The 23,198-nt window shown below is 65.5% G+C and carries 22 protein-coding genes; 18 read left to right on the plus strand and 4 right to left on the minus strand.

Features of this window, described 5'->3' with window-relative positions; all coding sequences use genetic code 11:
- Positions 1-27 precede the first annotated feature (27 nt).
- Both RX327_RS00115 and RX327_RS00120 read right to left on the minus strand, forming a co-directional pair.
- Positions 28-1,524, minus strand: a complete 1,497-nt coding sequence (locus RX327_RS00115; RefSeq protein ID WP_317249078.1) for an NAD-dependent succinate-semialdehyde dehydrogenase — start codon at positions 1,522-1,524, stop codon at positions 28-30.
- A 157-nt stretch (positions 1,525-1,681) separates the two neighbouring features.
- Positions 1,682-2,005: a hypothetical protein gene (locus RX327_RS00120; RefSeq protein ID WP_317249079.1), complete on the minus strand. Its 324-nt coding sequence runs from the start codon at positions 2,003-2,005 to the stop codon at positions 1,682-1,684.
- Positions 2,006-2,351: 346 nt separating this feature from the next.
- On the opposite strand from RX327_RS00120, the gene RX327_RS00125 reads away from it, so the two are divergent.
- Complete coding sequence (locus RX327_RS00125) at positions 2,352-3,545, plus strand: serine hydrolase domain-containing protein (protein ID WP_317249080.1); 1,194 nt, start codon at positions 2,352-2,354, stop codon at positions 3,543-3,545.
- 314 nt (positions 3,546-3,859) lie between these two features.
- On the plus strand, positions 3,860-5,572 hold the full coding sequence (locus tag RX327_RS00130) for an AMP-binding protein (protein WP_317249081.1): 1,713 nt from the start codon (positions 3,860-3,862) through the stop codon (positions 5,570-5,572).
- 172 nt (positions 5,573-5,744) lie between these two features.
- Here the strand turns inward: RX327_RS00130 and RX327_RS00135 are convergent, their stop codons facing one another.
- Complete coding sequence (locus RX327_RS00135; protein WP_317249082.1) at positions 5,745-6,746, minus strand: adenosine kinase; 1,002 nt, start codon at positions 6,744-6,746, stop codon at positions 5,745-5,747.
- Positions 6,747-7,037: 291 nt separating this feature from the next.
- Between RX327_RS00135 and murJ the strand changes: the two genes are divergently transcribed.
- From murJ to trmB, 16 genes are all read left to right on the plus strand, one after another.
- Positions 7,038-8,576 (plus strand): murein biosynthesis integral membrane protein MurJ, encoded by a 1,539-nt coding sequence (gene murJ, locus RX327_RS00140; protein WP_317249083.1) that lies wholly within the window; start codon positions 7,038-7,040, stop codon positions 8,574-8,576.
- A gap of 66 nt (positions 8,577-8,642) precedes the next feature.
- Positions 8,643-9,695 (plus strand): tryptophan--tRNA ligase, encoded by a 1,053-nt coding sequence (gene trpS / locus RX327_RS00145; RefSeq protein ID WP_317249084.1) that lies wholly within the window; start codon positions 8,643-8,645, stop codon positions 9,693-9,695.
- A gap of 88 nt (positions 9,696-9,783) precedes the next feature.
- Positions 9,784-10,278 (plus strand): universal stress protein, encoded by a 495-nt coding sequence (locus RX327_RS00150; RefSeq protein ID WP_317249085.1) that lies wholly within the window; start codon positions 9,784-9,786, stop codon positions 10,276-10,278.
- A 201-nt stretch (positions 10,279-10,479) separates the two neighbouring features.
- Positions 10,480-11,049 carry a NifU family protein gene (locus RX327_RS00155; RefSeq protein WP_317249086.1) on the plus strand — a complete coding sequence of 190 codons (570 nt, stop codon included), beginning with the start codon at positions 10,480-10,482 and terminating at the stop codon, positions 11,047-11,049.
- Between the two features lie 88 nt (positions 11,050-11,137).
- Complete coding sequence (tsaB, locus tag RX327_RS00160) at positions 11,138-11,833, plus strand: tRNA (adenosine(37)-N6)-threonylcarbamoyltransferase complex dimerization subunit type 1 TsaB (RefSeq protein WP_050383418.1); 696 nt, start codon at positions 11,138-11,140, stop codon at positions 11,831-11,833.
- The gene (gene rimI / locus RX327_RS00165) at positions 11,830-12,315 is read left to right on the plus strand and encodes a ribosomal protein S18-alanine N-acetyltransferase (RefSeq protein ID WP_317249087.1); all 486 of its coding nucleotides are present in this window, start codon (positions 11,830-11,832) and stop codon (positions 12,313-12,315) included. The genes tsaB and rimI overlap by 4 nt, the downstream gene beginning before the upstream one ends.
- A gap of 77 nt (positions 12,316-12,392) precedes the next feature.
- Positions 12,393-12,845: a Fur family transcriptional regulator gene (locus tag RX327_RS00170; protein WP_317249088.1), complete on the plus strand. Its 453-nt coding sequence runs from the start codon at positions 12,393-12,395 to the stop codon at positions 12,843-12,845.
- Between the two features lie 5 nt (positions 12,846-12,850).
- Complete coding sequence (locus RX327_RS00175; RefSeq protein ID WP_317249089.1) at positions 12,851-13,531, plus strand: HAD family hydrolase; 681 nt, start codon at positions 12,851-12,853, stop codon at positions 13,529-13,531.
- Positions 13,532-13,766: 235 nt separating this feature from the next.
- Positions 13,767-15,155 carry a tRNA (N6-isopentenyl adenosine(37)-C2)-methylthiotransferase MiaB gene (gene miaB, locus RX327_RS00180; RefSeq protein ID WP_317249090.1) on the plus strand — a complete coding sequence of 463 codons (1,389 nt, stop codon included), beginning with the start codon at positions 13,767-13,769 and terminating at the stop codon, positions 15,153-15,155.
- A 64-nt stretch (positions 15,156-15,219) separates the two neighbouring features.
- A complete protein-coding gene (locus RX327_RS00185) occupies positions 15,220-16,215 on the plus strand; it encodes a PhoH family protein (protein WP_317249091.1) in 996 nt (331 codons plus the stop codon).
- A 68-nt stretch (positions 16,216-16,283) separates the two neighbouring features.
- Positions 16,284-16,781, plus strand: coding sequence for an rRNA maturation RNase YbeY (ybeY, locus tag RX327_RS00190; RefSeq protein WP_317249092.1), 498 nt, complete (start codon positions 16,284-16,286; stop codon positions 16,779-16,781).
- Position 16,782: 1 nt separating this feature from the next.
- Positions 16,783-17,895 (plus strand): hemolysin family protein, encoded by a 1,113-nt coding sequence (locus RX327_RS00195; protein WP_317249093.1) that lies wholly within the window; start codon positions 16,783-16,785, stop codon positions 17,893-17,895.
- A complete protein-coding gene (gene lnt / locus RX327_RS00200) occupies positions 17,892-19,502 on the plus strand; it encodes an apolipoprotein N-acyltransferase (protein WP_317249094.1) in 1,611 nt (536 codons plus the stop codon). The genes RX327_RS00195 and lnt overlap by 4 nt, the downstream gene beginning before the upstream one ends.
- A 261-nt stretch (positions 19,503-19,763) precedes the next feature.
- Entirely contained in the window at positions 19,764-20,180 is a 417-nt protein-coding gene (locus RX327_RS00205; RefSeq protein WP_317249095.1) for a helix-turn-helix transcriptional regulator, read from the plus strand.
- Positions 20,181-20,358: 178 nt separating this feature from the next.
- The gene (locus RX327_RS00210) at positions 20,359-21,483 is read left to right on the plus strand and encodes a M20 family metallopeptidase (RefSeq protein ID WP_317249096.1); all 1,125 of its coding nucleotides are present in this window, start codon (positions 20,359-20,361) and stop codon (positions 21,481-21,483) included.
- Entirely contained in the window at positions 21,480-22,220 is a 741-nt protein-coding gene (gene trmB / locus RX327_RS00215; protein WP_410712131.1) for a tRNA (guanosine(46)-N7)-methyltransferase TrmB, read from the plus strand. The genes RX327_RS00210 and trmB overlap by 4 nt, the downstream gene beginning before the upstream one ends.
- A gap of 88 nt (positions 22,221-22,308) precedes the next feature.
- Here the strand turns inward: trmB and RX327_RS00220 are convergent, their stop codons facing one another.
- Positions 22,309-23,154, minus strand: a complete 846-nt coding sequence (locus RX327_RS00220; protein ID WP_050383426.1) for a phytanoyl-CoA dioxygenase family protein — start codon at positions 23,152-23,154, stop codon at positions 22,309-22,311.
- Positions 23,155-23,198: the final 44 nt, after the last annotated feature.

Genomic DNA, 23,198 nt, shown 5'->3' on the forward strand with positions numbered 1-23,198 from the left:
GCTGAAGCGCGACGACAATGACGGCGATCAGACGCCCGCCATCATCACGTATTTGATCTCGACATATTCTTCCATGCCGTGATGCGAGCCTTCGCGCCCGAGGCCGCTCTCCTTGACGCCGCCGAAGGGCGCGACCTCCGTCGTGATGAGGCCGGTGTTGACGCCGACCATGCCCGACTCCAGCGCCTCGGCGACGCGCCAGACGCGGCCGAGATCGCGGGAATAGAAGTAGGAGGCCAGGCCGAACGGCGAGGCGTTGCACATCGCAATCACATCGGCTTCGTCCTTGAAGCGGATGACAGGTGCGAGCGGGCCGAAGGTTTCCTCCTGCGCCACCAGGGAGTCCGGCTTGACGTCGGCCAGCACCGTCGGCTCGAAGAAGCTGCGGCCGAGCGACGAGCGCTTGCCGCCGGTGACGACCTTGGCGCCGCGCTTCACGGCATCGGCGATGTGGCGCTCGACCTTGTCGACGGCCTTCATGTTGATCAGCGGCCCCTGGGTGACGCCGCTCTCGGTGCCGTCGCCGATCTTCATCGCCGCGACCTTCTTCGAGAGCTTCTGCACGAACTCGTCGTAGATCTTGTCCTGGGCGTAGAGGCGGTTGGCGCAGACGCAGGTCTGGCCCATGTTGCGGTATTTCGAGACGATGGCGCCTTCGACCGCCGCATCGATGTCGGCGTCGTCGAACACCACGAACGGCGCATTGCCGCCGAGCTCGAGGCCGAGCCGCTTCACGCCGACCGAAGCCTGCTGATACAGGATCTTGCCGACCGCGGTCGAGCCGGTGAAGCCGACGAAGCGCACGGCAGGATGCTCGCACAACACCTTGCCGATCGGCGGCGCGTCGCCGGTGACGATGTTGAAGACGCCCTTGGGCACGCCGGCCTTCTCGGCGAGCGCGGCAAGCGCGAGCGCCGACAGCGGCGTCTCGTTGGCGGGCTTCAGCACCACGGTGCAGCCGGCGGCGAGCGCCGGGGACACCTTGCGCGTGATCATCGAGTTCGGGAAATTCCACGGCGTGATGGCGCCGCAGACGCCGATCGGCTGCTTGATCGCAAGCAGCCGCGCATCGGGCCGCTGCGTCGGGATGGTCTCGCCATAGACGCGCCTCGCCTCCTCGGCGAAGAACTCGACATAGGCGCCGCCGATGTCGACCTCGCCGAGTGCCTCGGTGAGCGGCTTGCCCTGCTCGGAGGTAAGGATCAGCGCGAGGTCCTCGCGATTGGCGACGATCAGCTCGAACCATTTGCGCAGGATGTTGGAGCGCTGCTTGGCGGTGTGCTTGGCCCAGGCCGGAAAGGCGCGCTCGGCGGCTTCGACCGCCCTGGTCGTCTCCTCGGCACCAAGCTGCGGAACCTTGGCGAGCTCGACGCCGGTCGCGGGATTGTTGACCGCAAAGACCGGCGTGCCGACCCAGGCGCCGTCGATGTAGCAGCGGTCGCGCAGCAGCGAGGGGTCCTTCAGGCGGCTTTGCAGGGAGGATGCTGCGGATTGGGTGGCGCGTGCGGCAACGGGCGGGGTCATGGCGTTACTCCTGTCATTTCTGGAATTTCTTGGGGGTGTTCGCGCCTATATAAGCGGAAAGCCGCTGCGATGCACCGGCGCCGGGCGCGACCCTGCCTCAAGCAATATTGAGGGCTCGCGCGCGATCTTTTTTTTACGCGCCGTCGTGCAGCGGCGCTCAGACCGCCCCGCCAGACATATAGGTCTCGCGCCGGCCGATCATGCGCTCGGCCGCGGCCTTGGCATCGGCCTTGGTGGACGTCGCACAGGTCCGGTATTCGAGATCGGGCTGCGCCTGCGCATCGCGGCGGCCGAACCAGGATTTGGCGCCGGTCTGCAGCAGCGCCAGCGCCCGCGCGACATTCTCGACGGCCTCGAACGAGTGCAGTGCGCCGGTACCTGCGTAGCGAACTTCGTAGAGACCTGGGCTGATCGGCGCTTCGATATTCTCGCCGCGGCCCGGCCGCGGATAGCGCTTCCATTCACTCCATGTCGAAATCATTGCTGCGCCCCCCGCAAGGCGGGAAATGACGAATCTTTTCGTCAAATCCGGTCCAATCCGCCGCACCGTTTGTGCAGCGATCTGAATGCGTTAATGCAAATAATCAGGTGCGAAAATCATTCCTTGATCACGTTACCGTGGCCGCCCGCGAAGGTCACCGGGACTTGCGCGGCGTCCCCTGCAAAATCTGCGCGCGTGGTGAACGCCTCCCGACCAAGGCCGTTCCTAGCAGCCGGCCTTCACGACATCGCGACGTGGTCGCATCGCGCCCGCCTTGCGGGAGCGGAAAAGCGGGAGGATGATCCGCCCACTTCAAAACAATAAACCCCACCGGAGGAAGCCCCCAATGCAGAGCAAGGCTCAGATCGATCAGGTATTGCGCCAGAAGAGCGAGGCAAAGGAAATTCCCGGCGTGGTCGCCATCGCGGCCACCGGCAAGGACGTGATTTACGAAGGCGCGTTCGGCAAGCGCGACCTCTCCAAGAGCGATCCCATGACGGCGGACAGCGTGTTCTGGATCGCATCGATGACGAAGGCGGTGACGTCAGCGGGCGCAATGCAGCTGGTCGAGCAGGGCAAGCTGTCGCTGGATACGCCGATCGGCGAGCTGTTGCCCGATCTCACTGCGGTGCAGGTGCTCGACGGCTTCGATGCCAAGGGCGAACCGCAGTTGCGGCCGGCGAAAAAGCCGATCACGCTGCGCCAGCTCATGACCCACACCGCCGGCTTCTGCTACAATATGTGGAACGGCGATCTCGCGGTCTACCTGGACAAGAACGGCATCCCCGCCATCACCACCTGCCAGAATGCGGCACTGAAGACGCCGATCATGAGCGACCCCGGCACGCGCTGGGAATACGGCACCAACATCGATTTCGTCGGCAAGGCCGTCGAAGCCGCCAGCGGCAAGCGGTTGGATACCTACTTGCGCGACAATCTGTTCAACCCGCTTGGCATGAACGACACGGCCTTCAAGATCACCGACGACATGCGCAAGCGCCTGGTCGGCATGCACGCGCGAGGTGAGGACGGCCAGCTGGCTGCCATCCCGTTCGAGCTCGAGCAGGAGCCGGAATTCCACATGGGTGGCGGCGGCCTCTACTCGACCGCGGCCGACTACATCAAGTTCACCCAGATGATCCTCAACAAGGGCCGCGGCAACGGCAACCAGGTGCTGAAGGCCGAGACCGTCGCGACGATGGGCCAGAACCACATCGGCGATCTCGCCATGGGCAAGATGACGACGGCGGCGCCGATGTACACAAACGACGTCGATCTCTATCCGGAACAGGTGAAGAAGTGGGGCCTCAGCTTCATGATCAACACCGCCAAGACCGCCGAGGGGCGTAGCGCCGGCAGCCTCGCCTGGGCGGGCCTCGCCAACACCTATTACTGGATCGACCCGGCCCGCGACGTCACCGGCGTGATCCTGATGCAGCTGTTGCCGTTCGCGGATGCGAAATGCCTGGAGGCCTTCGCAGGTTTCGAGAAGGGCATCTATGCCGGGCTGGACGCCGGCAGCGGGCAAAGGGCGGCGTAAGGCTCGATGAGATAAGTCGTACCAGCCGTTATGGGACTTCTCTCCCTCTCCCCGTTCTTACGGGGAGAGGGTTGGGGTGGGGGCTATTCCCGCGCAGACGGTCGCAATTGGACTCGCAGAGATCCCCTCACCCGGATCGCATCTTCGATGCGATCCGACCTCTCCCCGCACGCGGGGCGAGGTGAAGCGGAACCCGTCGCCGCTACAATCGAAAACCATACCCGCCATTGGTCGGGCCTGTCCCATCTGCGCCAAACGACTAAGATCGCGCAAAAAAGCGCGGCGACACGAACACGACCACGAGGAGGACGAGCTTGGCACCCACACCCAAGGGAGACAGCAAGGCAGACAGCTATGTCTGCGGCATTTCCGATACGCCGTTGCTCGGTGAAACCATCGGCCGCAGCCTCGACCGTGCTCGCACACGCTGGGGCGAGCGCGAGGCGCTGGTCTCGCCCAGCCACAATGTGCGCTGGACCTGGAACGAATTCGCCGAGCGCGCCGAGGCGCTGGCGGCGGGCTTCATCGCGCTCGGGCTGCAACGCGGCGAGCGGATCGGGATCTGGTCGCTGAACCGCCCGGAATGGACGCTGACGCAATTCGCCGCCGCGAAAGCCGGACTGATCCTCGTCACCATCAATCCGGCCTATCGGCTGAGCGAGCTGGAATTCGCGCTCGGCAAGGTCGGCTGCGCCGCGATCGTGACGGCGACCGCATTCAAGACCTCGGCCTATATGGAGATGCTGAACACGCTGCTGCCCGAGCTCGCAAGCTCGGAGCCCGGTCACTTGCGGTCGGCGCGGCTGCCGCAACTGCGCGCCGTGATCCAGATCGGCGGACCGGCGGCGCCGGGCACCATTCCATTCGATGCGGTATCGCAGATGGGCGGCGAGCGCCATCGCGAGCAGCTTGCGGCGCTCGGCGAGAGCCTGCAATTCGACGATCCCGTCAACATCCAGTTCACCAGTGGCACGACGGGATCGCCCAAGGGGGTGACGCTGACCCATCACAACATCCTCAACAACGGCTACTTCACCGGCCGGGCCATGCGCCTCACCGAGCAGGACCGCATCTGCATTCCGGTGCCGCTCTATCATTGCTTCGGCATGGTGATGGGCAACCTCGCCTCCGTCACGCTCGGCGCCGCGATGGTCTATCCCGGCGAGGGGTTTGACCCACTCACGACGCTGCGTACGATTGAACAGGAGAAATGCTCCGCGCTCTACGGCGTGCCGACCATGTTCATCGCCGAGCTCGATCACCCCGAATTCGCCCGCTTCAACCTGAAGTCGCTGCGCACCGGCATCATGGCCGGCGCCCCCTGCCCGATCGAGGTGATGAAGCGCGTCAACAACGAGATGAATATGCGCGAGGTCACGATCGCCTACGGCATGACCGAGACCAGCCCGGTGAGCTTCCAGAGCGCGGTGGACGATCCGCTGGAGCGCCGCGTCTCCACGGTCGGACGGATCCATCCGCATGTCGAGGTCAAGGTCGTCGATCTCGAGGGCAAGATCGTCAAGCGCGGCGAGCGGGGCGAGCTGTGTACCCGCGGCTACAGCGTCATGCTGGGCTATTGGGAGGAGAGCGAGAAGACCGCCGACGTGCTCGATGCGAACGGCTGGATGCACACCGGCGACCTCGCCACCATCGACGACGAGGGCTATTGCAACATCGTCGGCCGCATCAAGGACATGGTGATCCGCGGCGGCGAAAACCTCTATCCGCGCGAGATCGAGGAGTTTCTCTATCGTCACCCCAAGATCCAGGACGTTCAGATCTTCGGCGTCGCCGACGAGCGCTATGGCGAAGAGCTGTGCGCCTGGGTCAGAATCAGGCAGGGCGAAACGCTCACCGCCGACGAGGTGCGGGCGTTCTGCGAGGGCCAGATCGCCCACAACAAGATCCCTCGCTACGTCGAGTTCGTCGACGAATTCCCGATGACGGTGACGGGCAAGATCCAGAAGTTCTTGATGCGCGAGGAAGTCGAGCAGCGGCTGGGACTGAAGGCTGCGAAGACGGCGTGATCTCTCTTCTCCCTCGCCCCGCTCTTTGCGGGGAGAGGGTCGGGGTGAGAGACCGCCTCCGCAAATTCGAAAGCAGTGAATACGCGGAGACTCCCTCTCACCCGGAACGCATCTGACGATGCGATCCGGCCTCTCCCCGCAAGCGGGGAGAGGCGAAGGAGAAAAGCCCCGCCTAAACCAGCAGCCCCTGCTGCTTCGCCAGATCCTGCAGCGACACCAGCGGCCGGGCGCCGATGTGCTGGATCACTTCGGCCGCGGCGAGCGCGCCGAGCCGGCCGGCATTCTCATGGCCGACCTTGCGCACGAGACCGACGAGAAAGCCGGCAGCGAAGAGATCGCCGGCGCCGGTGGTGTCGACCACCTTGTCGATGGGCGAGGCGGGCGGCGCGACGACACTGTCGCCGGAGATCACGACGCACCCCTTCTCGCTGCGGGTGACGACGCCGAGATTGACGTCGTTGCGCAGCTGCTTCAACGCGGTGTCGAAGTCCGAGGTCATGTAGAGCGAATGCAGCTCGGACTCGTTGGCGAATACCAGATCCACCACGCCCTTGCGCATCAGATCGAGGAACTCGTCGCGATAGCGGTCGACGCAGAAGGAATCCGACAGCGTCAGCGCCACCTTGCGCCTGGCGTCATGGGCGATCTGGGCCGCCTTGACGAAGGCATCCTTGGCGTTCTTGGGGTCCCAGAGATAGCCCTCGAGATAGACGATGCCGGCAGCAGCGACCTCGGCCGGGTCGATATCGGCGGGCGACAGGTCCTGCGCCGCGCCGAGATAGGTGTTCATGGTGCGCTCGCCGTCGCCGGTGACCAGGATGTAGGAGCAGCCGGTGGCGGGGCCGTCCTTGGCGGCCGGCGTGTTGAAGGCGACGCCGGCGGCGCGGATGTCATGGACATAGAGCTTGCCGATCTGGTCGTCCTTGACCTTGCCGACATAGGCGGCGCGGGCGCCCAGGCTGCCGATGCCGACGATGGTGTTGGCAGCCGAACCGCCCGAGATTTCGGTCGCCACCCCCATGTCGCCGTAGATCGCGGTGGCGCGCGCCTCATCGATCAGCTGCATCGAGCCCTTGGTCATGCCGTGACGGGCAAGGAATGCCTCGTCGGTCTGCACCAGCACGTCGAAGATCGCGTTGCCGATTCCAAGAACGTCGTATTTTGCGTCAGCCATAGACCTGCCCTGTGTTAACGCCACCCAACAAGAGCCGCGACCTATCACGTTACGCCTCGGGGCAGCAAGGGAAGCTATTTGGGCGAAACCCTGTCAGCATTGCGCTCTGCCAACCCGTCATCCTGAGCGCGTAGCGCGTCTCGAAGGATGAAAGGCCCGGCTCAGGCCGATTCATCCTTCGAGGCTCGCTTCGCTCGCACCTCCAGCGACAAAGGCGGAGCCTTTGCGCGGGGATGACGGGTTTAAGACGGCACCACTGGAAGCAATACCTGCTACTGCTATACAGACCCCATGATCCGCTCCTTCCTCACCGTCTCGACGGGAACGCTGGCCTCGCGGCTGCTGGGTTTTGCCCGCGATTCCATGATTGCGGCGCTGCTCGGCGCGGGACCGGTGGCGGATGCATTCCTGGCGGCATTCCAGCTTGTGAATGTTGTGCGACGGCTGTTGTCCGAGGGCGGGCTGAATGCCGCTCTGGTGCCGGCCTGGCTGAAGGCGCGCGATGCCGGCGGCATGGACGCGGCAACCGCCTTTGCCGGCCGCGTGCTCGGCACCGTCAGCGCCGCGGTGATCGCAGCGGCGCTCGTCATCGGCGTGCTGATGCCGCTGGTGATCGCGGCGATCGCGCCGGGGTTCGTCGGCCGCGACACGCTGCAATTCGCCGTCGACTACGCGCGGCTGATGCTGCCCTATCTCGCCTTTGCCGGCCCGGTCACCGTGCTGATGGGATTGCTCAATGCGCAGGGCCGTTTCGCGCTGACGGCGTTCTCCCCCCTGTTGTTCAACATCGCGCTGATATCGGTGATGGCCGTGCTGCTGGTGCGGCAGCAGGAGCCGGCGCAGGCCGCGCTGGTGATGGCGGCAACGATCGGCGCCGCCGGCTTCCTGCAACTGTCGATGCTGGCGCTGCGCGGCGCAAGGCTCGCCTCGCCGCTCCGCGTGTCCTTCGATCCTGACATGGGCGGCTTTCTCGGCCGCGCGATCCCCGGCATGGTCGCGAGCAGCGCGCCGCAATGGCTGATGGTGGCAGGCGCGGTGATCGCGTCGACCTCACCATCGGCGGTGTCCTGGCTCTATTTCGCCAACCGCCTGATCGAGTTGCCGCTCGGCATCGTCGGCGTCGCCATGGGCACGGTGCTGGTGCCGGAGCTGACGCGCGCAGTGAGCAGCGGCGAATCCAGCGCGATCGCGCATGCGGAATCACGTGCTCTCGAGCTTGCGGTCGGGCTGGCGCTGCCGGCGACGCTCGGCCTGATGGTGCTGAGCGAGCCGATCGTGCGGATGCTGTTCGAGCACGGCGCGTTCACAGCCCAGGATAGCGCGGCAACCGCGCAAGCCTTGATCTGGCTGACGCTGGCCTTGCCGGCGCATGTGCTGGTGAAGGCGCTGTCGCCGGCATTCTTTGCGCGCGAGGACACGCTGACGCCGCTGCTCGCGACGCTGAAGGCGGTCGTGGTGGCGATCGCGGCGTCCTTCCTGCTCGGCCAGATCTTCGGCGCGAGCGGAATCGCCGCAGGCATTGCGCTCGGCTCCTGGAGCAATGCGCTGGCGCTGATCCGCAAGGGTGCCGCAACCTTCGGCTTTTCGATCGACGCCGCAGCGCGCCGCCGGCTGCCGCGCATCCTGGCCGCGGCGCTCGCGATGGGCGCCCTGCTCTGGCTTGCGGAGGGCGGGCTGCCGTCAGCCGGCAGCCACGGTTTCGTGCAAGCAGCCTCCCTGCTCGCGTTGATCGCGGCAGGTATCGCCGGTTACGGGCTGTTCTTGCAGCTTTTCGGCGTCACCGGCTGGCGCGAGGCGGTTAACGCCGTCCGGCAAAGGCGCCCCGCCTGACTTGCGTGCGCGGAGCTTAAGTGGCAAACGACGCGGCAAAACTAGCCATTTCCGGGAATCGTGACCATGGCATTCGTTGAACGGGTCTTTTCGGGCGTCCAGCCGACGGGCAATCTGCACCTCGGCAATTATCTCGGCGCGATCGTCAACTTCGTGAAGATGCAGGAAACCCACAACTGCATCTATTGCGTCGTCGACATGCACGCGATCACGCAGGGCGTCGACGTCTGGGGCGGCCCGGCCGAGCTCACGCGCAACACCCGGGAGGTGACCGCGGCCTTCATCGCGGCCGGCATCGATCCCAAGAAGCACGTCGTGTTCAACCAGAGCCAGGTCTCGGGCCATGCCGAGCTCGCCTGGATCTTCAACTGCGTCGCGCGCATGGGCTGGCTCGGCCGCATGACCCAGTTCAAGGAGAAGGCCGGCAAGGACCGCGAGAACGCATCGGTCGGGCTGTTCGACTACCCCGTGCTGATGGCAGCCGACATTCTGCTCTACCGTGCCACCCACGTTCCGGTCGGCGAGGACCAGAAGCAGCACCTCGAGCTCTCGCGCGACATCGCGCAGAAGTTCAACAACGATTTCGGCGACTCGATCCGGGCACAGGGCGCCAATGACGGCCTGTTCTTCCCGCTGCCGGAACCCCTGATCACGGGCCCGGCGACGCGCGTGATGAGCCTGCGCGACGGCACCAAGAAGATGTCGAAGTCGGATGCCTCCGACAATTCGCGCATCAATCTCACCGACGACGCCGACACCATCGCGCAGAAGATCCGCAAGGCGAAGACCGATCCGGAGCCGCTGCCGACGGAGGAAAAGGGCCTGGAAGCCCGCCCCGAGGCCGACAATCTCGTCGGCATCTTCGCCGCGCTCTCCGGCCGCTCCAAGGCCGAGGTGCTCCGTGAGTTCGGCGGCGGCCAGTTCTCCAGCTTCAAGAACGCGCTGGCGGAGCTGTGCGTCACCAAGCTCGCGCCGATCGCAGGCGAGATGAAGCGCCTCGTCGCCGATCCCGGCCATATCGACGCGATCCTGGCCGACGGCGCCAACCGCGCCCGCGGCATCGCCGACGAGACCATGCGCATCACCAAGGACATCGTCGGCTTCATCCGCCCGCGCTGACGCGCAAGGCAGGAACTGCGCGCTCCCTCTCCCAAACGGCGAGGGAGTATGGCACCATGGGTTGGTTTGGTTCAGCACCGGGACATGCATGACCGCCCAGCGACGAAGCTACGAGTCAGGTCACAAGCCGAAATGCCTCGTCGTCGTCGACGACACCGCGGAATGGGATCGCGCGGTCTATTATGCCAGCCGCTGGGCGATCCGCGCCGGCGGCGGCGTGGTGATGCTGCGCATCATCGAGCCCGAACAGCAGAGCCAGGAATGGCTCGGCGTCGCCGACATCATGCGCGCCGAGGCCCAGGAAGCGGCGGAAGCCGCGCTCGACCGCGCCGCCGGCCGCGCCAACGGCATCGCCGCGATCACACCGGAACGGGTGATCCGCGAGGGCGACCCGATCGAACAGATCCTCGACGTGATCGACAAGGACGTCGATATCGCAGCGCTGGTGCTGGCCGCCAATCCGGGCGCCGAGGGGCCCGGGCCGATCATCACCACCATGGCCAAGACCATGGGGGCATTCCCGATCCCGGTGACCATCGTGCCGGGCGGCCTGACCGACGCCGAGATCGACGCCCTGTCCTAGCGCGTTACCGGCCCCGGACCCGCTTCCGGGCATGGGTATGAGCCTGGAACCGCGGTTTTGCGGCTTGATCGCGGGCTTTTTAGTTGCCATCTGACTCCTTGATTTGACGCGTTTTCTTCGCGAACCGGTGTCACTTCGCTCGAAAACGCTATAATGGAACCCAACGCGCCGGCCTTGAACCGGCGACGTCTGGAGAAAACCATGTTCATTCAAACCGAAGCCACCCCCAATCCCGCCACGCTGAAGTTCATTCCCGGCCGCGTCGTGGTCGACAGCGGGACGATGGAATTTTCCTCGCCCGAGTCCGCAGCGCGTTCGCCGCTCGCCGAAAAGCTGTTCGACGTGCCCGGCGTCACCGGCGTGTTCTACGGATCGGACTTCATCACCGTGACCAAGGCGAACGGTGAATGGCAGCAGCTCAAGCCCGCGATCCTGGGTGCCATCATGGAGCACTACATGTCGGGCGCGCCGCTGCTTGCCGACGGCGCGGCGCAGGGCGATGCCGATCTCGACGACGAGGACGAGTTCTTCGACGAGGCCGACGCCGAGACGGTCGACATGATCAAGGATCTGATCGAAACCCGGGTGCGGCCGGCCGTCGCCAACGACGGCGGCGACATCACCTTCCGCGGCTTCAAGGACGGCATCGTCTATCTCAACATGAAGGGCGCCTGCTCCGGCTGCCCGTCATCGACGGCGACGCTTCAGCACGGCATCCAGAACCTGCTCAAGCACTTCGTGCCCGACGTGGTCGAAGTCCGGCCGATGTGACGGAGCGGCGAATGGCGCGTGGCGGATCGCGAATAGCATTCTCCTCTGGACCTCTATTCGCCATTCCCCATTTGCCATTCGCCCTCCCATGATGATTCTCGCCATCGATACGGCGCTCGACGCCTGCTCCGCGGCGGTGCTCGACACCACCTCCGGCAACACAATCGCCATTGAATCGCAGGCGATGCAGCGCGGCCATGCCGAGGCGCTGATGCCGCTGATCGCTCGGGTGATGAAAGAGAGCGGCATCGGCTTTGCCGGGCTCGACCGCATCGCCGTCACCACCGGCCCCGGCAGTTTCACCGGCCTGCGCGTCGGCCTCTCGGCGGCGCGCGGCCTGGCGCTGGCCGCGGAAAAGCCGGTGGTCGGACTGTCGACGCTCGCCGCCTACGCCGCGCCTGTCGTCGCCGAGAATGGCGCGTCTGCGATCCTGTCGGCGATCGATGCGCGGCATGATCACGTCTATTTCCAGCTGGTGGACGGCGACGGCAGCCCGATCATCAAGCCGAAGGTGGCGCCGATCGCGGAAGCGCTCGAGGCCTCCCAACACGGCGCGCTGCATCTGGTCGGCAACGCCGCCAATATCCTCGCCGAGCGCTGGCCCGCCGACGCGGCAACGCCGGTCAAGGTCGACCGGCAGCCCGCGCCCGATATTACCTGGGTCGCCTGGATCGGCGCGGCCGTGGATCCTGAAACCGCGCCGCCGCGGCCGTTCTATCTGCGTGCGCCCGACGCCAAGCCGCCGAAGGACCGGCTCGAGATCAGCACGCCGCGATCGACATGATCGGCTGGCTGTCACGATGGTGGGGTGGCGGCCCTCCCGCGGTCGAGGCCGCATCGCTGCGCGATGCGGCGCGACTCGCGCAATTGCACGGCGCGTCGTTTCATCGCGGCTGGGGCGAGGGCGAATTCGAGGCGATGCTGACCGAGCGCAACACGCTGGTGCACCGGCTGCGGCAAGGACGCAAGGTGATCGGCTTTGCCGTCTCGCGGATGGCGGCGGACGAGGCCGAAATTCTGTCGATTGCGATCGATTCCAATCAGCGCGGCCGCGGGCTGTCGCGCGACCTGCTGCTGACTCATCTCGGCCATCTTGCCGGCCGCGGCGTCCGCACCATCTTCCTCGAGGTGGAGGAAAACAACCAGCCGGCGCGGCGGCTCTACGACGGGTGCGGATTCGTGGTGGTCGGGCGCCGCGATCGCTACTATAAGCAGCCCAACGGGGAACAATTGAACGCCCTTCTGATGCGACGCGACTTGTCGTAACATCGGCGCGATGGCAGAACATCGCCCTGCTCTGCCATCCAAGGCCCAAGGACTGGCCAAGGACCTGCCAAGGACCCATGACGACGGTGAAAATCACGCCTGCGCAGAAGAATACCGGCATCGAGGCGCGCTGCGCCGCGACCGGCATGCGCATGACCGAGCAGCGCCGCGTCATCGCCCGCGTGCTCGCGGAAGCGATCGATCATCCCGATGTCGAGGAACTCTACCGGCGTTGCGTTGCGGTCGACGATAAGATCTCGATCTCGACGGTCTATCGCACCGTGAAACTGTTCGAGGATGCCGGCATCATCGAACGCCACGATTTCCGCGAGGGCCGCGCGCGCTACGAGCAGATGCGCGACAGCCATCACGACCATCTTATCAATCTGCGCGACGGCAAGGTGATCGAGTTCACCTCCGAGGAGATCGAGAAGCTCCAGGCGGAGATCGCCCGCAAGCTCGGCTACCGTCTGGTCGATCACCGACTCGAGCTCTATTGCGTCCCGCTCGACGACGACAGCAAGTCGTAAGCCGGGTGAGTTTCGACCTCATCATCTTCGACTGCGACGGCGTGCTCGTGGACAGCGAGGTGATCTCCTGCCGCGCGCATGCGGACGTGCTGACGCGGCACGGATATCCGATCACACCTGACGGCGTGCTGAAGCGCTTCCTCGGTGTGTCCGACCGCGAGGCGCGGCGGATCGTCGAAAGCGAGATCGGCCGCGCGCTGCCCGAGACCTTCGAGGCCGAGGTCAAGCACGCGACGCTGAGCTTCTATGCCGACGATCTCAGTGCGATCGCGCATGTCGGCGAGGCGATCGCCGCGCTCGGCTTACCGAAATGCGTGGCGTCGAGCGGCACGCCGGAAAAGATCCATCACGGCCTGACCTGCGCCGGGCTCTACGACCAGCTCGCACCGCATATTTTCTCCGCCACCCAGGTCAAGCGCGGCAAGCCGGCGCCCGATCTCTTCCTGTTCGCGGCGGCGCAGATGGGCGCCAGCCCGGCGCGCTGCGTCGTGATCGAGGACAGCGTGGCCGGCGTCACCGGCGCCCGCGCCGCCGGGATGACCGTGCTCGGATTTTACGGCGGCAGCCATTGCACGGCGGAACACGAGGACATGCTGCGCCAGGCCGGCGCGGCCGTCACCTTCGCCGATATGCGGAAATTGCCCGATTTGATCGCCCGGGTGGGGGCCAAAACCCCGGTTGTGTGAGCAATCTTCTCCTTCCCCTGAAAGGGGAAGGCCGGGATGGGGTTCCAGCCGCGGGCGCCGCTGCGTGCGGAGGGAGCTGATCCCCACCCGCTTTGCTCTGGCGAGCAAAGCGAGCCCCCCTTTTCAAGGGAGGTGACAGGACCAGCCCCGGACCGCTGGATTTTCCCCGGTTTAAGCTATATTTCAGCCCCGGCGCCCCGATGGCGCCGTTTCCATTTTTCGCTCTTAGGGTTCCATGACGCCGCCGCGCAAGCTGCACATCAAATCATATGGCTGCCAGATGAATGTCTACGATGCCCAGCGCATGGTGGATACGCTGGCACCGGAAGGATTCGTGGAGACGGCCAGCGCTGAGGACGCCGACCTCGTCATCCTCAACACCTGCCATATCCGCGAGAAGGCCTCGGAAAAGGTCTATTCCGAGCTCGGCCGGCTGCGCGTTGCCAAGGACGAGGCCGCGCGTGGCGGCCGCGCGATGCAGATCGCGGTCGCGGGCTGCGTGGCGCAGGCCGAGGGCGAGGAGATCGTGCGCCGGGCACCTGTGGTCGATGTCGTGGTCGGCCCGCAGAGCTATCATCATCTGCCGGAGCTCTTGAAGCGCGCCAAGGCAAACGGCCGCGCGCTGGAAACGGAATTCCCGGTCGAGGACAAGTTCGGCTTCCTGGCGCAGCCGAAGCCCGATGCGATCCGCGCCCGCGGCATTTCCGCCTTCGTCACGGTGCAGGAAGGCTGCGACAAGTTCTGCACTTTCTGCGTCGTGCCGTACACGCGCGGCGCCGAAGTCTCGCGTCCGGTGGCGAAGATCGTCGATGACGTGAAGCGGCTCGCCGACAACGGCGTGCGCGAGCTCACGCTGATCGGGCAGAACGTCAACGCCTATCACGGCGAGGGTCCCGACGGCCGCGTCTGGCCGCTCGGCAAATTGTTGCAGCGGCTCGCCACGATTCCCGGCATCGCGCGGCTGCGCTATTCGACCAGCCATCCGCGCGATGTCGACGACAGCCTGATTGCGGCCCATCGCGATCTCGGTGCCCTGATGCCGTTCGTGCACCTGCCGGTGCAATCGGGCTCGGACCGGATTCTGGCCGCCATGAACCGGAAACATACCGCCGATGATTACCTTGGGGTCATCGACCGTTTCCGCGCCGCCCGCCAAGACATTGCTTTTTCATCAGATTTCATCGTCGGCTTCCCGGGCGAAAGCGAGCAAGATTTTCTCGCCACCCTCGCGCTTGTCACGCAAATCGGTTACGCTGCTGCATATTCGTTCAAATACTCCGCCCGGCCGGGAACGCCGGCCGCGGATATGCAGGAGACGGTGTCCCCCGCCGAGATGGACCAGCGATTGGAGCGGCTCCAGGAACTGATCGACAGCCAGCAATCGGCCTTCAACAAGGCTGCGATTGGCTCAACGGTCGATGTGCTGTTCGAGCGTCCGGCGCGCAAGGAGGGCCAGATCGTTGGCCGCACCGCGTACCTCCAACCCGCCCATGTGATGGCCTCGCCCGACATCATCGGACAAATCCTGCCGGTCCGCATCGACAGCCTCGAACGCTACAGCTTGATCGGCGAGCTCGTAACGCGGCCCGCGCCCGGCCTCATTTCGCAGACCACTGGAGCCTGAACCCTTGCCCAAAAGCGCATCGGATTCGTCTTCGTTCGCTCCCAGCCGCAAATTTGACCGCGACATGCAAGTTCCGCCCGAGACCCAGGTCGTCATCGACTTCGACGACAACCGCGCCGCTTCCGCGCTGGTCGGCCCCTACGGCCAGCACCTGGCGCAGATCGAGCGGCGACTCGGCGTCGTCGTCGATTCCAAAGGCAACCACATCACCATCGGCGGCAGCCGCGACGGCTGCGACGCCGCGCGGCGCGTGCTGGAGATGCTCTACACGCAAGCCGTGAAGGGACAGGATCTCGACCAGGGCGAGGTCGAAGGCGCGATCCGCGCCGTGATCGCGCAGGGCTCGCTGTTCGAGTTCGACGCCAAATCGGCCAAATCGACGTTCGACAGCATCAACTTGCGCAAGCGCCCGGTGCGCGCGCGCACGGCCGCACAGGACTCCTACATCCGCGCGCTGAAGCGGCACGAGCTGGTGTTCGGCGTCGGCCCCGCCGGCACCGGCAAGACCTGGCTCGCGGTCGCCCATGCCGCCCAGCTGTTCGAGCGCAAGGAGGTCGATCGCATCATCCTGTCGCGCCCGGCGGTGGAAGCCGGCGAGCGACTCGGCTTCCTGCCCGGCGATCTGCGCGAGAAGGTCGATCCTTATCTGCGGCCGATCTACGATGCGCTCTATGATCTCATGGATGCGCGCATCGTCGAGCGTGCGCTCCAGACCGGCGAGATCGAGATCGCGCCGCTCGCCTTCATGCGCGGCCGCACGCTCACCAACGCCGCCATCATCCTGGACGAGGCCCAGAACACGACGTCGATGCAGATGAAGATGTTCCTGACGCGTCTCGGCGAGAACAGCCGCATGATCGTGACGGGCGATCCCTCGCAGATCGACCTGCCGAACGGCCAGACCTCGGGCCTCACGGAAGCCGTGAAGCTGCTCGACGGCGTCGAGGGCATCGCGCAGGTGCATTTCAAGGCCGAAGACGTCATCCGCCATGAATTGGTGGCGCGCATCGTGGCCGCCTATGAGGGATTGCCGCAAAAGCCGGCAAACGCCAGATCTTGAGACCAATAGCTTCGGCCGCGAGCCCGCACGACGCGGGATCCGGCCATAACGCAGATTTTGAAACCAACGTGTCTGCTTTTCCTGCAACCGAGGTTCTCGTCACCGCCGAATGCTGGCAGGCCGAGCCCAATGCCGACGCGGTGATCCACCGCGCCATCGAGGCTGCCGCCGAAATCGCCGATGCCGATGTCGCCGACGCCGAGCTTGCTGTGATGCTGACCGATGACGCCGGCATCCGCACGCTCAACAGCAACTGGCGCGGCATCGACAAGCCGACCAACGTGCTGTCGTTCCCCGCGCTCCAGCCGGAGGGCGGGTGGAAGCCGGGCGATGCGCCGCGCATGCTCGGCGACATCGCGATCGCCTACGAGACCATGCGGCGGGAAGCCGATGAAGAGCAGAAACCGTTCGACCATCATTTGAGCCATCTCGCGGTGCATGGCTTCCTGCACCTGATCGGTTACGACCACGAGAACGACGACGATGCCGAGGACATGGAGGCGCTCGAGCGCGAGATCCTCTCTTCCCTCGGCATTCCCGACCCCTATGCGGATCGGATCGCCTGACATGCCGGATTCCGAACCGACCCACGACAACCCGCGCAACGTGAGCAACCTGCCCGCCGTGGTGCACGATGGCGAGGTGATGCGCCCGGCCGCCGAAGGCTGGCTCCTGCGCGCCATCCGGACGCTGTTCGGCTGGAAGGCGGGGTCGGTCCGCCACGACCTCCAGGTCGTGCTCGATGCATCGACGCCCGACGACACCGGCTTCTCCGCGGTCGAGCGCACCATGCTGCGCAACATTCTCGGCCTGCACGAGCGCCGTATCGCCGACGTCATGGTGCATCGCGCCGACATCATCGCAGTGAAGCGCGACATCCCGCTCGGCGAATTGATGGACCGCTTCGAGAGTGCCGGCCATTCCCGCCTCGTGGTCTTCAACGAGACGCTCGACGATCCCGTCGGCATCGTCCATATCCGCGACCTGCTCGCCTTCATGACCGCCCGCGCCCGCGTATCGGAAGCCACCAAGACCAAGCGCAAGAAGCCGCTGCCGGCCGGGCTCGACCTGCGCGCCGTCGATCTCGCGCTGCCACTTCATGATGCGCACATCATCCGCAAGCTGCTCTACGTGCCGCCGTCGATGCGGGCGATCGACCTGCTCGCGCAGATGCAGGCCACGCGCATCCATCTGGCGCTGGTGGTCGACGAATATGGCGGCAGCGACGGCCTGGTCTCGATCGAGGACATCGTCGAGCAGATCGTCGGCGAAATCGACGACGAGCACGACAGCGACGAGCCACCCTCGATCGTGCGCCTGCCCGACAACGCCTTCATCGCCGACGCCCGCGCCAGCCTCGACGACGTCCGCTCGGTGATCGGCGACGATTTCGTCACCGGCGAAGCCGGCGAGGAGGTGGAGACGCTGGGCGGCTTTCTCGTCAGCTTCGTCGGACGCCTGCCGGTGCGCGGCGAAGTGATCTCGGGTCCGGGCACCTACGAGGTCGAGGTGCTCGACGCCGATCCGCGCCGGGTCAAGCGCGTGCGCATCACCGCGCGCAAGGAACGGCCGACGCCGCGCAAGGAGCGCGAGCGGCGCCGCGAGCAGGCGCCGGACTCCGGAAACCCGCAGGCGAATGACAACATGCCGCCGCCCGGCGAGGGAGCCGGTCCGCAGTGAGGCTGTCCGACAAGCTCCGATCGATCGGCCTTGCAATCATCCTGACCTGGGGATGGAAACGCGCCGTCCTCGCGCTCACGGCCGGCGCGCTGTCTGCGCTGGCGATGGCGCCGTTCAACGCCTGGCCGGTTCTGTTTCTCACCTTTTCCATCGCGGTCTGGCTGATCGACGGCGCCGGCGCCGGCCGCTATGGCGGCGTCCCCGCCGCCGCGTTGACCGGCTACTGGTTCGGGCTCGGCTATTTCGTACCCGGCCTCTACTGGATCGGCTACGCCTTCTTTGTCGACGCCGACGTGTTCGCCTGGCTGACGCCGTTCGCCGTCCTCGGCCTGCCGGCCTATCTGGCTTTGTTCACCGCGTTCGGCTTCGCGCTGGCGCGGCTGATCTGGCCGCGCGACGCTTCGCGCGTGCTGGCGCTCGCGGTCAGCCTGACGGTTTCGGAATGGCTGCGCGGCCATCTCCTCAGCGGCTTTCCCTGGAACGCGTTCGGCTACGCGCTGTCCGAGCCGCTGCCGCTGGCCCAGACGGCGTCGCTGATCGGCCTGTGGGGCATGACGTTCCTGACGGTTGCGATCTTCGCAAGCCCGGCGGTGTTGATCGACGGCGGCTCGCGCGGCCGCAAGCCGTGGCGCGCGCCGGTGGCCGCGGTGCTGGTGCTGGCGGCAATGCTGGCGTTCGGCGTGATCCGCCTCGCGCAGCAACCGACAAGGATGGTCGATGGCGTCAAGCTGCGCATCATGCAGCCCGATTTGCAGCAGGACGCCAAGTTCAACTACTCCGCCAAGGCGGCGGTGATGCAGAAATATCTCACCCTGTCGGATCGCGCCTCAGGGCCGCACGCCACGGGCGTGAAGGATGCCACCATCCTGATCTGGCCGGAATCCGCCTTTCCGTTCTTCCTGACCCGCGAAGCCGACGCGATGGCGCAAATCGCCGACCTCCTGCCCAAGGGTACCGTGCTGATCACGGGCTCGGTCCGCGCGCCCGACCTGCCGCCCGGCGTCCGCGTGACGCGCGCCTATAACTCGATTTACGTGATCGATCACGACGGCAGCGTGCTCGCTGTGTACGACAAGGTGCATTTGGTCCCGTTCGGAGAATTCCTCCCCTACCAGGCGTTGATGGAGAAGCTCGGTTTCGAGCAGCTCACCAAGGTGCAGGGCGGCTACATTCCCGGCACGATCCGACGGCCGCTCGATATTCCGAACGCACCGCGCGCCCTGCCCGTGATCTGCTACGAGGCGATCTTTCCCGGCAATATCGTGAGCCGCGACGACCGTCCCGGCTGGATCGTCAATGTCACCAATGACGGATGGTTCGGAATCTCGACCGGCCCTTACCAGCACCTGCAACAGGCCCGGCTGCGCACCATCGAGGAAGGCCTGCCGATGGTCCGCGCCGCAAATACGGGCGTCTCGGCCGTCATCGACCCGGTTGGCCGGATCGTCGCACAACTCGGGCTCGGCATCGAAGGCGTGCTCGATGCCGGCCTGCCGGCGGCCATCGCGCCGACGATCTATGCGCGTGTCGGGAACATCCCCGCCGCTGTGATTGTGATCACAGCCTTGGCGTTCGTGTTGCGGCGGTTTGTGAGGCGAAAACCCTGACGGCTGCATATCGCCGGTTGTCGCGAACCCGAAAAAACGTCGAAATTTACCTCAGTATGATTCCACCAGTTGACAGATCGACCGTGCACTTCGCATTGTACGGGTCCACGCGAAATCACAAGCCAAGTCAGCCCCTTTGCGCAAATTGTCCGCATTTCGTCCCGATCCTCCTTGCAGGATTTGACGGCACCGGCGCCTGAGGCATACTCCACTTCCAACTTGCCTCATCCACGGGCGCGCAATCCCTTAGGAGAGTTGGAGATGTCCACGAAAGCGCCCAACCCTGTTGACAAATATGTCGGCAGTCGCGTGCGCATGCGCCGCATCATGTTGGGCATGAGCCAGGAGAAGCTCGGTGAAGCTTTGGGCCTGACTTTCCAGCAGGTCCAGAAATACGAGAAGGGCACCAACCGGGTCGGCGCGAGCCGCATCCAGCAGATCGCCGAAATTCTCCAGGTGCCGGTGTCATTCCTGTTCGAAGGCGGCCCGAGCGGCGTCAAGACCGCCGACGGCTTCAGCGAGGGCGCCTCGCCGACCTACGTCTCCGATTTTCTGGCAACCGCCGAGGGCCTGGCCCTGACCCGCGCCTTCACGCGGATCGCGGACGCCAAGCTCCGCCGCAGCATCGTCGAACTGGTCGAGCAGATTGCGGCGCGCGAGGCAGCCGAGCAGGCCTGATTCAGCCATATCCGTTTGAGAGATCGTCAAATCTGGAATATGCCATTCCGGCGCGCGCCAACGCGATGAGCTCAGCTTGAGCATCATCGCGCTTGAGCGCCTCGTTGAGCATGATTGCGGATCGTGCTTCGGCGCGTGCGCGCAATGACAAAGCGAATTCACAGGCGACGACAACAGCATGTCCAGCAATCCGTTCGAAACCGCCGTGATTCTCGACGGCATCCGCCGCTGGGTCGAGATCGAATCTCCGACCGAGCGGCCCGATCAGGTCAACAAGCTGGCTGATCTCGTCGCGTCGGGCTATCGCGACCTGCCGGCCACGGTGGAGCGCATTGCAGGACGCGACGGCTGCGGCGATCACCTGGTGACGCGCTCGTCCTGGGGCCAGGAGGCGCCGGGCATCCTGGTGCTGAGCCACCTCGATACCGTTCATCCCATCGGATTCATCGAGCGCCTGCCGTTCAAGGTCGAAGGCGACGTCGCGTTCGGCCCCGGCATCTACGACATGAAGGGCGGCGCCTACATCGCCTATCATGCATTCCGGCAGGTCTGCGCCGACGGCGCGCGCCCGCCGCTCGGCATCACCCAGCTCTACGTGTCCGACGAGGAGATCGGCAGCCCGACCTCGCGTGCGCTGATTGAGAAGGAAGGACGCAAGGCCAAATATGTGCTGGTGACCGAGCCGGCGCGCGACGGCGGCAAGATCGTCACCGGACGCAAGGGCGTCGGGCGTTTCGACGTCACCATCAAGGGCACGCCGGCGCATGCCGGCTCCCGGCCCGAAGACGGCCGCAGCGCCGTCCGCGAGCTCGGCAATATCATCCTGGCGCTGGAAGGAATGAACGATCTGACGCGCGGCGTCACCGTCAATGTCGGTATCGTCCGCGGCGGCACCAAGCCGAACGTGATCGCCGAAGAGGCCTATGCGGAAGTCGACATGCGCGTGCCGACCATGGCCGACGCCGACGAACTGGTTCCGAAGATCCTCGGGATCACCTCACGCACCGAGGGCGTCAGCGTGAAGATATCGGGCGAATTGAACCGTCCGCCCTATGAGAAAAGCAATGCCGGCGCCGCACTCTACGAGCACGCCAGGGGGCTGGCCGCCGAGCTCGGCTTCGAGCTGGCGGATGTGTTCACAGGCGGCGGCTCGGACGGCAATTTCACCGCCGCCTACACCGCGACGCTCGACGGGCTCGGCGTCGACGGCAAGGGCGCGCACACCCATTATGAGCAGCTCTTTGTCTCGTCGCTCGCGCCGCGCGCGCGGCTGCTCCATCGCCTGTATCAGACGCTGCGATGACACCGGCTCCAGGCGACCGCGGCGATCGCGATTCCCCCGACGACGGCGCGATGGCGCATGCGCGCGGCTCGTTCTTCGGACGGCGCAAGGGCCACAAGCTGCGCCCGCATCAGGCCGACCTGATCGACACTCTGCTGCCGCATCTGGCCGTCGACATCTCGGCGCCCGCGCCCGAGGCGCTGACCGAGTTGTTCGATGACGGCATCGAGAATGTCAGGCTCGAGATCGGCTTCGGCGGCGGCGAGCATCTCGCGGCCGAGGCCCAGAACTTTCCCGCCATGGGCTTCATCGGCTGCGAGCCCTACGTCAACGGCATGGCGAAAATCCTCGCGCAGATCGAGGCCGCCAACATCGGCAACATCCGCCTGTTCGCGGGCGATGCCGCCGAGCTCCTGGCCTGGTTGCCGAAGGATTCGCTGACGCGGATCGACCTGATCCACCCCGATCCCTGGCCGAAGCGGAGACACTGGAAGCGGCGCTTCGTCCAGGATGCAACGGTCGCTGCGATGACACGATTGCTGCCGCCGGGCGGCGAATTCCGCTTCGTCAGCGATATCGATGATTATTGCGCCTGGACGCTGGCGCATCTGATGCGCTCGCCCGACTTCGCCTGGCTTGCCGAGCGCGCGACCGACTGGCAACAGCCGTGGCCGAACTACACGATGACGCGCTACGGCGCCAAGGCCGAGCGCGAAGGGCGCAAGGCGGCGTATTTGCGATTCAAGCGGTTGCCGTAGTGCTGTCATTCCGGGGCGATGCGGAGCATCGAACCCGGAACCTCGAGATTCCGGGTTCTCGCTTCGCGAGCCCCGGAATGACGGATAGCTATCCCTTCGCTTCCGCCAGCCGCGCCTTCCTGACGTCGGTCGCCTCCCACACCATCCGCTTGCCGCGCTCGCGGCCGAGCAGCTCGATCGGATCGTGATTGTCGATGTGGCCGAACTGGCCCTTGTAGACGCTGTAGCCGCACAATTCCTGCAAACGGCGCGGAAAGCGGGCCGCAGTCTCGCGCGGAATGCCGAGCTGCAGGTTCTCCTGCTGCCGCATCCAGCCCCAGCAATAAGCGCAGGAGAAGGCAAAGCGCCTGGCGTCGCTGCTATTTGCGCCGCCGCCATGCCACAGGGCGCTGTCGAACAGCATCACGCTGCCGGCCGGCATGGTCGCGGTGACCGCATCGTACTCCTTGCCGTATTCGGGCGACGAATCGAATTTGTGGCTGCGCGGAATGATCCGCGTCGCGCCGTTATCGTCGCGGAAATCGGACAGCGCCCAGATCGCATTGATCGTGATCGGGATGTGCGGCCGCGGCAACGGGATCAATTGGGTGTCTTCGTGAACCGGCTGCGCCTCCTGGCCGGGCCCGAGCACCAGCGAGCAGAACGACGAGAGCAGGCATTCCCTGTCCAGCACGCGTTCGACCACCGGCAGCACGTTGTCATGCAGCGGCACCTCCCAGAACAGATCGTCATAGGTCAGGAGGTTGTTGATGCGCAGCGTCTTGAAGCCTTCGAACGATGTTCGGGCAGGTGCGAGACTGTGCTCGCGCTCGATTCTCAGCACCGCCGCCTTCAACCCCTCGACCAGATCGGGCGAGGCGGCGCGCTCGATCACGGTGTATCCGTCGTCGCGGATCCGCGCGGCGTGCGTTTGGATGTCGGCGTCCGTCAGCATGGCAATCTCCCCGTTGGCGCTGTGTCGCGCCTCGCGGAAAGCAT

Origin of the sequence: Bradyrhizobium sp. BEA-2-5, from assembly GCF_032918025.1 — a bacterium.
Lineage (GTDB): Bacteria > Pseudomonadota > Alphaproteobacteria > Rhizobiales > Xanthobacteraceae > Bradyrhizobium > Bradyrhizobium pachyrhizi.